The sequence below is a fragment of the Stenotrophomonas sp. NPDC077461 genome, from assembly GCF_049545475.1.
GTDB classification, from domain to species: domain Bacteria; phylum Pseudomonadota; class Gammaproteobacteria; order Xanthomonadales; family Xanthomonadaceae; genus Stenotrophomonas; species Stenotrophomonas nematodicola.
The window spans coordinates 958,025-968,224 of sequence record NZ_JBMWDO010000001.1 but is presented as its reverse complement, the minus strand read 5'-3'; the positions used below and the strand labels follow the sequence as shown (position 1 = coordinate 968,224).

General features: G+C 60.1%; 10 protein-coding genes. 2 read left to right on the top strand and 8 right to left on the bottom strand.

All coding sequences use genetic code 11. From position 1 onward, the window contains the following. The 4 genes from ACPEH8_RS04550 to ACPEH8_RS04535 all read right to left on the bottom strand — a co-directional run. Positions 1 to 422: multicopper oxidase domain-containing protein (locus tag ACPEH8_RS04550; RefSeq protein WP_423666139.1), on the bottom strand; the 422-nt coding region annotated here is incomplete at its 3' end. A 115-nt stretch (positions 423 to 537) separates the two neighbouring features. After that, positions 538 to 957 (bottom strand): CopL family metal-binding regulatory protein, encoded by a 420-nt coding sequence (locus ACPEH8_RS04545; RefSeq protein WP_423666137.1) that lies wholly within the window; start codon positions 955 to 957, stop codon positions 538 to 540. A 174-nt stretch (positions 958 to 1,131) separates the two neighbouring features. Beyond that, positions 1,132 to 1,482 carry a helix-turn-helix domain-containing protein gene (locus ACPEH8_RS04540; RefSeq protein WP_017354987.1) on the bottom strand — a complete coding sequence of 117 codons (351 nt, stop codon included), beginning with the start codon at positions 1,480 to 1,482 and terminating at the stop codon, positions 1,132 to 1,134. 74 nt (positions 1,483 to 1,556) lie between these two features. Next, the gene (locus tag ACPEH8_RS04535) at positions 1,557 to 2,597 is read right to left on the bottom strand and encodes a DNA-binding protein (RefSeq protein WP_017354988.1); all 1,041 of its coding nucleotides are present in this window, start codon (positions 2,595 to 2,597) and stop codon (positions 1,557 to 1,559) included. A gap of 272 nt (positions 2,598 to 2,869) precedes the next feature. On the opposite strand from ACPEH8_RS04535, the gene ACPEH8_RS04530 reads away from it, so the two are divergent. Together ACPEH8_RS04530 and ACPEH8_RS04525 are read left to right on the top strand one after the other, a co-directional pair. Beyond that, on the top strand, positions 2,870 to 4,450 hold the full coding sequence (locus tag ACPEH8_RS04530; RefSeq protein ID WP_017354989.1) for an ATP-dependent nuclease: 1,581 nt from the start codon (positions 2,870 to 2,872) through the stop codon (positions 4,448 to 4,450). Beyond that, positions 4,428 to 5,525, top strand: coding sequence for a UvrD-helicase domain-containing protein (locus ACPEH8_RS04525; RefSeq protein ID WP_017354990.1), 1,098 nt, complete (start codon positions 4,428 to 4,430; stop codon positions 5,523 to 5,525). Before ACPEH8_RS04530 ends, ACPEH8_RS04525 begins: the two co-directional genes overlap by 23 nt. A 12-nt stretch (positions 5,526 to 5,537) precedes the next feature. Here ACPEH8_RS04525 and ACPEH8_RS04520 read toward each other — a convergent pair whose 3' ends face one another. From ACPEH8_RS04520 to ACPEH8_RS04505, 4 genes are all read right to left on the bottom strand, one after another. After that, a complete protein-coding gene (locus tag ACPEH8_RS04520) occupies positions 5,538 to 5,816 on the bottom strand; it encodes a hypothetical protein (protein WP_027080079.1) in 279 nt (92 codons plus the stop codon). Between the two features lie 387 nt (positions 5,817 to 6,203). Then, the gene (locus ACPEH8_RS04515) at positions 6,204 to 6,926 is read right to left on the bottom strand and encodes a hypothetical protein (RefSeq protein WP_017354992.1); all 723 of its coding nucleotides are present in this window, start codon (positions 6,924 to 6,926) and stop codon (positions 6,204 to 6,206) included. An 82-nt stretch (positions 6,927 to 7,008) separates the two neighbouring features. After that, positions 7,009 to 7,722, bottom strand: coding sequence for a response regulator transcription factor (locus ACPEH8_RS04510; protein ID WP_017354993.1), 714 nt, complete (start codon positions 7,720 to 7,722; stop codon positions 7,009 to 7,011). Position 7,723: 1 nt separating this feature from the next. Beyond that, positions 7,724 to 10,183 (bottom strand): heavy metal translocating P-type ATPase, encoded by a 2,460-nt coding sequence (locus ACPEH8_RS04505; protein WP_017354994.1) that lies wholly within the window; start codon positions 10,181 to 10,183, stop codon positions 7,724 to 7,726. Between the last annotated feature and the right edge of the window lie 17 nt (positions 10,184 to 10,200).

Sequence of the window (10,200 nt, the reverse complement as noted above, 5' to 3'; positions counted from 1 at the left end):
CGTCCGATACAGACAAAGCTCATGCCAGGCACGCCTTCAATGTAGGCCGGCAAAATGATGCCGTGCCAATGGATGGAGGTGTCCGCGCCATGGAGGGAGTTAGCGGGCAATGCATTGGAGACACGCAGGTTGACCGTGGTGCCTTCCCGCCAACGCAGCAACGGCGCCGGAACGGACCCATTGACGGTGATCGCGGTGCGGGTCTTGCCGGTGAAGTTCATCGGCGTCTCGCCGATGGTTAGGTCAAACTCGGTGCCCGATAGTACGTTGGGTTGTCCCGGGCCCTTGAGCGCCCAACTGGCTTTGGGCCAGAAACCTAATCCTGCGACTGCGCCTCCCAAGGCCAAGCCCTGGACAAATCGCCGCCGCGAAGGTAGCAGCGGCGGTCCACCGTGTGGACCACGAAAATCATCATGCGACATGAAAATGCTCCAAGCGTCGTGTTGCCACCGGCGGGCGGTGGTACAGAGCGGGCGGCTGGCCTATAAATAGGCATGCAAGCCACACCAACGGCGCCATTGCGGCGCTTAGGGACGCTTAGCCGATCGGTGGTCGGATCAGATGAGGCAAGGCAGGTGCCGCATGCCCTAGGGGCAGCGGCATGACATCCAGGCCCAAGGCCAGTTTCAGCGTATCATGCAGTCTCGCCGGTAGTGCGCTCGCGCACGCGTGTACGCAGGCGCACCTGCACGCAGAAGACTTGCAACTGTCTGGACCGGCATGGTCGCCATGCCCAGTGCCAGCCCTTTCAATCGAGGTGGCATCGGGATGATTCTCAGCACTGTGATGGGCGACGCAGTCTTCGTCGCCTTGCACCGCGGCAGCCACTTCGCTGGCCTGCGCTTCCATGGCCGGGTTCATACTGATCGACGCAAATGCCGACCACGCGCCGTTAAGCACGAGCATGACGATCAGGAGCAGTCGCAGTAGAAGTGAGGAGGCTGACACGGGCGACATTGTAAATCACTTTAGACAAGGCGCGTGTGTATCGGTCGTGAACAAAATCTCAAGTAGGCCTGAGATGCCGCCACTTGTCAGTCGCACTAGTCACGGCCACTGCAGCTCCCTCCAGGAGCGCCCAATGGGCGGGTTGAGGCGAAGGGTTGCCCATAGGGCTAGCGCTTGTTCGGTTTACTTCTCGGGTGTGGCCTCGATCAGCTTCACCAACTCCCGCTTCTGCTGCTTGCTTAGCGAGCCCCAGCGCAGGAGCAACTTGGCCAGCAGATCATCGTCGGTGTAAAGGAAGGCGGCGGGGATCCCCAACGCTTGGGCCAACCGCTTAGCAGTCTCCAGCTTGGGCTCGTGCTTGCCACGTTCGTACTGGTTGACTCGGGGGCTGGCCACGTAAGGATCCAGACCGGCCCGGATGCCCAACTCCTTCTGCGACAAACCCGTGTGCAGGCGGGCTTGTTGGAGGCGTCGAGCGAAGGTCGGTGTTGAGTCGACGGACAAAGTCACGCGCACCCCCCATGGAAACCCCATAAGGATGGCGGATGTGGGGTTAAGCCGAGATACGTGCAAAAATGCCCCCCAGAATTTTTTTTTCTTCCGTGAAATCATTTGGTTGCCGGATTTTTGTTGGTACCTGAACTGTCGGCGCGATCGGGCCGCAACTGCGCCAGCAACTGCTCCAAGGTGTCCTGGCGCACACCGGCACGCAACGCTTCGGCCTCGGCTTGTTCACGCCGTTCTCGCTCCTTGGCCAAGTCGGCGTGAGCATTGGCCAGCTTGACCCGTGCGCTCTCCAACGCTTGGGCGTCCTGGGTCCAGCGTGCCAGCAAGGCCTGGTACTCCGCAGCCGTAAGCCGCAGCGCGTCCAGCTCCTTCCGCTGGTCGTCCGCAGCTTGCCGCACCTGCGCCAGTTCCCTCTCTAGGCGGCTGTGGCGTTCCAGCCACTGCCCGTTGTCGCGGTTGAGCTGAACCAGTTCGTGGTTCTTGGCGGTCAGCGCCTCGTTGGCCTGGCGCAGCGCGACCTGCAGTTCCTGCACCTGGTGCTCGTGGCGGCGCTGTTCCTGTTCGCGTTGGTCCTTGACCGAGGTGCGGTAGTGCTCCAACGCCTCGCGAGCATGCTGGTGCTTCTGCTCCAGCGACTGGGCATGCGCCTCGTGCTCCGCCAGCCGCGCGGTCAGTCCCGCGATCCGTTCGCCGAGCTGCGCGACCTCGGTGACCCGTTCGGCCAAGGCCTGCTGGGCTGCGGCGTGGGTCGTCTTTTCTTCGCGTAAGGCAGTTTCAATGCGCTGAAGCTGCGCGCTCAGCGTGGACGCCTCCTGCTGGGTGCGTTCCAGCGCCTCGCTACGCTCCTGCAAGTGCGCTTCGAAGCGCTGCCGGGCCTCGGCGATTACAGCCTCGGCCTCCTCGTGTAGGCGACCGGCAAGCCGACCGACCAGGTCCTGTAGCGCGTCGCTGACCGCGACCTTGGCGCCAAGGCCTTGCCCTTCATCTTCTTCCAGCTCCTTCAGGTAGCGGTGAATGGTTGTCTTGGAGCCGGTGTTGCCCAGCGCCACCCGCACCGCGTCCACCGACGGGTGTTTGCCCTGTGCCCGCAGCGCATCGCGGGCCTTCTGGATGTCGCTCTTGTACAAGCCGCCGCGTGCCATCGCACTCTCCGACTATTTCGTAATGTATTACATACCACGTAATTACATACCAATCAAGTTACACTACTCGCCGAGTACGGGTCGTATCTAAAGGCGGGATAATGTGGAATTATCCCGCGTAACCAGCGTTTCGGCCATTTCAAGTCGTCAAAACAGTACGAAACCGCCCAAGGCTGGCGATCCCTGGGTAGTATGGCCCAGAGCGGAAAGGAGGCCAGCCGGGGTGCAAGCAGGCGCCGCCACCGAACTCGTTGGCCATCAAAGGACTGTGCATGCCGATCGAACGTATCGTCATCGACAATTTCAAGTCGTTTCGCCATCTGGACCTGCCCCTCAACGCCCACATGAACCTGGTGGTGGGCGACAACGAGGTCGGTAAGTCCACCCTGCTGGAGGCCATCCACGTGGTGGTCACCGGGCAACTGCATGGGCGCAATCTCGCCTACGAGCTCACGCCCTACCTGTTCCACCAGCCCGCGGTGCAGGAATATCTGGCGACCCTTGCTGCAGGCACGCCGGCTTCGCCGCCACGGATCTCCATCGAAGCCTATCTGGGCGCAGATGTCGCGCTGGCGTCGTTGCGCGGCACCAACAACTCCCTGCGCTTGGATACCGCCGGCATCCGGCTGCTGGTCGAGCTCAACGACGACTACCGCGAGGAGTTCAACGCCTACCTGCAGCAGCACCAGGGTGCGGTCAGCCTGCCGGTGGAGTACTACACGGTGCGCTGGTATTCCTTCGCCAACAATGGCGTCACCGCTCGCAGCATTCCGTTCGATTCGACCATCATCGACACTCACGGCATCAAGACCTTGTCCGGTGCCGATCGCTATATCGCCGGCATCATCGATCAGGCACTGACGCCTGCGCAGCGCGTCTCGCTGTCGTTGAGCTTCCGCCGCATGCGGCAGAGTTTTTCCGAAGAGGCGGACGTGGCGGCCATCAATGCGTACCTGACCGAGCACACCGGGGACATCAGCCACCGGGCGCTGACGGTGGGTGTGGACACATCGCCGCGCTCAACATGGGAAACCAGCTTGTCACCTTACCTGGATGAGCTCCCGTTCACCCAGGCCGGCAAGGGTGAGCAAAGCGCGGTGAAGATGAAGCTGGCGATGCACGCGGCCGGCGCTGCCCACGTGCTGCTGATCGAGGAGCCGGAGAACCATCTGTCCTATTCCAGCATGACCCAGCTGATCGACAAGATTGCGGCCCTCTCCACCGCCCAGCAGGTGATCATCGCCACCCACAGCAGCTTCGTGTTGAATAAGCTGGGCGTGGACAACGTGATCCTGTTCAGCGCGCAGGGCCAGATGAAGCTGGACCAGCTGCCGAGCGATACCCATGACTATTTCATGAAGCTGCCGGGCCACGACACGCTGCGATTGATCCTGGCCAAGCAGGCGATCCTGGTGGAAGGCCCTTCCGACGAGCTGATCGTGCAGCGCGCCTACAGCGACCACCATGGCGTGGCGCCGATGGCTCGCGGCGTAGACATCATTTCGGTCAAGTCGCTGGCATTCAAGCGCTTCTTGCAGATTGCAGATCGGCTGAAAATCCAGGCCAAGGTGATCACCGACAATGATGGCGATATCGCCGTTGTGCAGGAGCGCTATGCCGAACACATCAACGCGATCTATTACGATTCCGACGAAAGCGCCCCATCGCTGGAAGAGCAGCTGATCAAAGCCAACTCGCTGGCCGAACTCAATACCGTGCTGGGCAAGACGTTTGCCGATGAGGTGGCGCTGCTCAAGTACATGAAGGGCCATAAGACCGATACGGCCCTGGCGATCTTCAACAGCCCGCACTCGATCAGGTTCCCGGACTATGTCCAGCGCGCCATCACCTAACCGGGTCCTGCTTTCGGCGGCCGGCTCGGGCAAGACCACCTTGCTGGTCCGGCAGGCCCTGGAGCGGCCTGGGCGTCGCATCGCGATTGTCACCTACACGCTGGAGAATCTAGAAGAGATCCGGCGCTCGTTTGAGGTCCACGCCGGTGCGGTCCCCGTGCATGTCACTTTGCACAGCTGGTATGGCTTCCTGCTGTGCCAGTGCATCCGCCCGTACCAGGCAGCGCTTTGCCCTGAGCCTCGCATCGAGACCATCCTGTTCGTAGAAGGTGTCACCAATAACAGGGCCCCACGCACCCAGGTGGCGCGCCACTACTTGGCAGGCAACCGGATGTATTCGGACCGGGCGGCCGATTTCGCTGTGCGCTGCGATGAGCTCACCCAAGGTCAGGTCATGGCACGCCTGGCGGCCATGTACGACGAGCTCTACATCGACGAAGTTCAGGACCTCGCCGGCTTTGATCTGGATCTGGTCGAGCGGCTGTTGAAGAGCGGCATTGCCATCACGTTGGTGGGTGATACGCGGCAGGCGACGTATGCCACCAACTATGCTCAAAGGCACAGCCAGTATCGTGGACCCAATCTGGCAGCGCTGTTTCAGATTTGGGAGGCGGACGGCTTATGCCAGCTGGATCACCGCCTCATCAGCCTTCGCTGCGTCCAGGCCCTGTGCGATATGGCGGACACGCTCTATCCGCAGATGCCGCGAACCCAATCAGGCAATGGCGAGGTCACCGGGCACGATGGCATCTACCTCGTCGCTCCAGCGGATGTTGAAGCGTACATGCAGGAGTTTGCGCCCACCGTGCTCCGGCATGACCGGCGGCAAGCGTGCGACGGACTACCGGCCGTGAACTTTGGGCAGTGCAAGGGCCGCACCTACAGCCGGGTCCTCATCTTTCCGAACGGCCCGCTGACACAGTACCTGCGCACGGCAGATGCAGCGCGTATCACCGCCCCACCAAAGTACTACGTGGCCTTCACCCGGGCGCGGCAAAGCGTGGCCTTTGTGTATGCCGGCGCGTGCGCGTTGCCGGGTTATCAGCTCTATGCGCCCGCCAACGCAGACGCATAGAGCCACGGGCGATCACATTTTCTTCAAGGGCGCCGCGGTGGGCTGTGGTGGCACCGGACCCGGGTCGTTGAAGCACAGCATGACCTGATCGATGTCAAATTGATCGGCCAGCACGCGGGCGATCACCGCATGCACCAGGTCCAGGTCGACCGAGGGCGCAGCGACGGTGATGGTGGCCGCGATCGCACGACCGCGCTCTTTGGCGGGGACTAGGCGCAGGTCATCCACCGCTTTCACGCCGGGGTCGGTAAACATCGCCGTACGCACTTGTTCCAGCTCGGCTTCATTCATGTTGGCGGTGACTCCAGGGAATGTGATTGTCAGGCGGGATAGGTCTGAATCTTGCAATCAAAAAACACCGGCCTTGCCAGCAAGGTTGGTAGGCGGGGGACAGGCTCCGGCCGATGACGACTGTCGCCAGCGACCGCTGCAACCCTGAGCGCGCATCTTTGAGGCTCCGGTGGGCTTCGGGCGCATTGAAACCAGAAGTCGCCACCACGGACCTACCTCGGGGTATTGCTTCCGGCCGGTAGAAGACCTCCACAAACGTGATCTCGATGCGCCACCTCTCACAGAGCGAGACTGACGACGGGTGGTCCCATCCGCCCTTGCGTCATATTTGTCCCGCTCGCAGTTGTCAAGAATTAGCCTCCATGATTTGGATTGGTTGATCGGATCCTATTTCCTGCGAGGCTTGGACCGAAGCCCCGGTGGTCTGCGTTGCTTAATAGGTTGCTTCAATCTCCACCGGCTCCATTCACTAGTAGATCCTTCAGCTATGAAGGTGACCAGAACCCACTTCAGTAAGGGAGAGAACCCCACCTCAGCATCACGAAGCAGGTTGGCCCAATACCTTCCGACTAGGAAGGAGAATAGACTCATGGCAGTGACAGACGATGCGAACCACGGCCAACTGATGTCACTGACGTTCGCTTGGATGCCTTTCTTGTACATGTAAACTGCAAACACCAGAGCAGCGCACTGCATCGAGATCACAACCGCGGTCGGCGTCGCCCGGGCTCTGTGGAGGGCGGCGGCGAAGAGAGTCTCCGCAAACGAGAAGCCGATCAGCAATAGAGCTGCACTCAGCATCGCTGGACCGAACTCCGCAATTCCGGCGAGTGACAGCACGATTGGAAGGAATGCAAAGGGGAGTGGCTCCAAGCAGAGGGTTGGATAGAATTTCACGAACAGTGGCCATCTCTTTACCGCGACCAGAATGATGTCTTGCATCATCGCAACTACCAATGCAGCAGCCGCACTCGTTAGCGCAATCGACACCGGTATCCAAAACATCATCTCTTCTGATGCCGGCGCGAAGGGCACCATGGCCGCTGCGCCCCAAATCGCTGCGGCCAAGAACGCGCCAATTGGGAGTGCGGCTGGCTTCCACATGGTCATACTCTGATCAGAATACGTGGCCAAATAGTCAGGCGCTCAAGGTCTGCACTGACGGCTCTGCAGCCATGTCTACGCCTCACCGTCATAGGGCCTCCCTTCCCCGGGGGGGGGGCATAGGCCTTGATGGCGGTATCAGTCGATACCCAACCCGCGGCAGCGTCTGGATCATCTTTTCCTCAAACGGACCATCAATGCTTCGCCGCAGGCTGGACATCTGTGATCGCAGAAGATCCCCGTCGGGCAGGTCGTCACCCCAGAGAGTGTGCTCAAGCTGCCGCCTGGTCACAGCGGCAGGACTTGCCCGCATCAGCGCTTCAAGGAGCTTCCTGCAAGCTGGGTACAGATGCAGTCGTTTTCCAGCCCGTGTGGCCTCCAACGTTCTCAGGTCCAACGTGAGCTCTCCGATCAGCAGCCGCCTCCTTGTTACGCGTCCCTCCGTACGGGAAACCAACGCCTCTAGGCGAACTTCGAGCTCCGGGAGCTCAAAAGGCTTGGTCACATAGTCATCTGCACCGGAGCGGAAAGCGATGATTTTGTCCGAGAGCGCAACCTTTGCAGCCAACATCACAACAGGAACTGAAACACCGTGATTCAACCGCAGCCTTCTCAGAACCTCCGGGCCTTCCATGCGAGGAAGCATCCAATCAAGAATGACTGCGTCGTAACCATTGGACGCCGCAAAGTGAAGGCCGGCGATGCCGTCCCCGATGGTATCAAGCTGATGCCCTCGGGCCTCGAAGTAGGCCAGAATCTTCAAAGCGACTTCTCGATCGCGCTCAATCACTAGAATTCGCATGTCACGACTGACGGAAGCCAAGGAGCCTCAGCGCATTGAATACAACCAACAAGGTTGAACCTTCATGCACTGCCACAGCCGGTCCAATGCCAAGACCTAGGATGGTCGCAGGAACCAACAACGCTACGACGCCCAGGCTCACATACACGTTCTGACGGATCACCCGTTTCGTGCGTCGACTAAGCGCTACAGAGAATGCAACCTGTCTCAAATCCTCAGACATAAGCGCGACGTCGGCAGTCTCCAGCGCTACGTCCGAAGAGGCGGCACCCATTGCAATTCCGACGCTGGCACTAGCCATTGCGGGTGCGTCATTCACACCGTCGCCGACCATTGCCACTCGCTCCGTCTCCTTCAACTGACGTATTGCCTTCACCTTGTCGTCAGGCATGAGATTTCCCCATGCCTCGTTTAGACCCACGTCCGTTGCCACGGCTTGAGCTACAGTCTGGTGGTCGCCAGAGATCATGATCATTCGTTGGATGCCCAAGCGCCTTAGCTTGTCCAGGGCTTCACGCGCCTCTGGCCGGGGCGTATCCATAAGGCCGATGACACCTAGGTCGCGATCACCTAGGCGAACGGCCATCGTGGTTCTGCCGGCGTTACGGAGCTCCTCAATGGCAGACTCCGCACCCGCGGATAGAGCGCCAATGCCGTCGTTACCGAACATTTCTGCCTTTCCTATCCACACGTCAATGCCGTTCACCTTCGCCTGAACGCCTCTTCCAGCGAAGTTAGCGAGGTCTGTCGCTACCATGACCGGTCCATCGCCCAGGCGAGTATTACCATCTCGAACGATAGCTGCGGCCAAAGGGTGGTCACTTAAAGCCTCGACGGCGACGGCAACGTGAAGCAGTTCCTGCTCTGTCGTTCCCTGCATCACTTTGATGTCGGTAATTCGCGGCTTGCCTTCAGTGAGCGTTCCAGTCTTGTCGAACGCGATGGCGCGGATCATTCCTAGCTCTTCGAGTGGCGCCCCACCTTTGATGAGCACACCACCACGTGCCGCTCTTGCGATGCCCGCCAGAACAGCACTTGGCGTGGCTATGGCCAGTGCACAGGGGCTCGCTGCCACCAAAACTGCCATAGCACGATAGAAGCTGTCACGGAATGGCTCATCAACCACAACCCAGGAGAAAAGGAGGAGCACAGCCAGAATCAACACCGCGGGAACGAATACTCTCTCGAACTTGTCCGTGAAGCGCTGCGTGGGCGACTTCCTAGTCTCAGCCTCACTTACCATCTTGACGACGCGGGCCAGTGCCGATTCGCCTGATCGACGCGTGACTTCAACCTCCAGGGCGCCGGAGCCATTGATAGTGCCGGCGAAAACACGTGACTCCATTACCACCGAATCAGGTCGATCCCGTGCTAGAGCAGCGTCATTGACTGCCAGCTTATCAACCGGGATGCTTTCCCCGGTGACAGGGGCTTGGTCAACGCTGCTAGCCCCTTTGATAACGAATCCGTCCGCCGGCATCCGGTCATTGGGACGTACGACCACCACATCTCCAGGTATCAACGATTCAACCTGGACTTCCACGACCTGCCCATTCCTCAGCACCCTGGCAGTTTCTGGGGCAAGCTTGGCGAGAGCTTCTATCGCACGTTTAGCCCGGCCCATCGCGTAGTGTTCAAGGGCGTGACCGAGACTGAAGAGGAACAGAAGCAAGGCGCCTTCGGCCCATGCGCCGAGCGCGGCTGCGCCTGCCGCTGCAACCAGCATCAGCGTATCGATCTCAAAGCGCTTCAGCTTGATGTTCCCGATCGCCTCGCCAAGCGTGAACCAGCCGCCAAAGACGTAGGCTGCTACGTAAAACGCTGTGGGGATCCAGGGCGTTTGGGTCAACCCAAGCTTTTCAATCGCAAATCCCACGATCAGGAGCAGGCCGCAAGCAAGTGAGAAGATCAGCTCACTATTGCCACCTAGCGTGCCCCCGTGGGAATGACCGGGGTCCTGTCGGTCCTTGTGATCGTGTCCTTCGTGCTGATCCTTCAAATCTCCCCTCGGACTCGGTGGCTCTTGCGCTACACCCAGCGCCTCAAGCTTCGCTCTCAGCTCCGCCTCGCCTGTCTTGGCTCTCTCGTACTCGATGCTTATGCCACCAGCTGGGCTGGTGGTGGCTTCAATGACGCCTGGTACGGCCTGCACTTGCGCCGCAATTGTCCTTGCCTTTCGTGCGTGAACGGCCGAACCAAGCTCCAAGAAAAGGTGGCCATACCGATCACCCAACTCAATGCCCACGGATGCCGCCACCTCTCGCACTCGCTGAAGCGAGACGATCTCGGGGTCGTAATGAATGCAGAGCGTTCCGAGAGCTTCGTCGCTACCCTCGCGAATGTGCACGCGCGATACTCCCTCCATGTCCTGAAGACCAGCGACCAGCCTCTGGACGCAGCTGTCGTCCCGAGAGACACCTGGGAGTATTACTGGCAGTTCGAGTTCTGTGGTCAGGTTCATTTGTTCCCTCCAACGTC

Bases quoted from the DNA above. Each gene is read 5' to 3' on its own strand.
- ACPEH8_RS04535 (WP_017354988.1), bottom strand. From the start codon at position 2,597: ATGGCACGCGGCGGCTTGTACAAGAGCGACATCCAGAAGGCCCGCGAT.
- ACPEH8_RS04540 (WP_017354987.1), bottom strand. From the start codon at position 1,482: ATGGGGTTTCCATGGGGGGTGCGCGTGACTTTGTCCGTCGACTCAACA.
- ACPEH8_RS04510 (WP_017354993.1), bottom strand. From the start codon at position 7,722: ATGCGAATTCTAGTGATTGAGCGCGATCGAGAAGTCGCTTTGAAGATT.
- ACPEH8_RS04515 (WP_017354992.1), bottom strand. From the start codon at position 6,926: ATGACCATGTGGAAGCCAGCCGCACTCCCAATTGGCGCGTTCTTGGCC.
- ACPEH8_RS04520 (WP_027080079.1), bottom strand. From the start codon at position 5,816: ATGAATGAAGCCGAGCTGGAACAAGTGCGTACGGCGATGTTTACCGAC.
- ACPEH8_RS04505 (WP_017354994.1), bottom strand. From the start codon at position 10,183: ATGAACCTGACCACAGAACTCGAACTGCCAGTAATACTCCCAGGTGTC.
- ACPEH8_RS04545 (WP_423666137.1), bottom strand. From the start codon at position 957: ATGTCGCCCGTGTCAGCCTCCTCACTTCTACTGCGACTGCTCCTGATC.
- ACPEH8_RS04525 (WP_017354990.1), top strand. From the start codon at position 4,428: ATGTCCAGCGCGCCATCACCTAACCGGGTCCTGCTTTCGGCGGCCGGC.
- ACPEH8_RS04530 (WP_017354989.1), top strand. From the start codon at position 2,870: ATGCCGATCGAACGTATCGTCATCGACAATTTCAAGTCGTTTCGCCAT.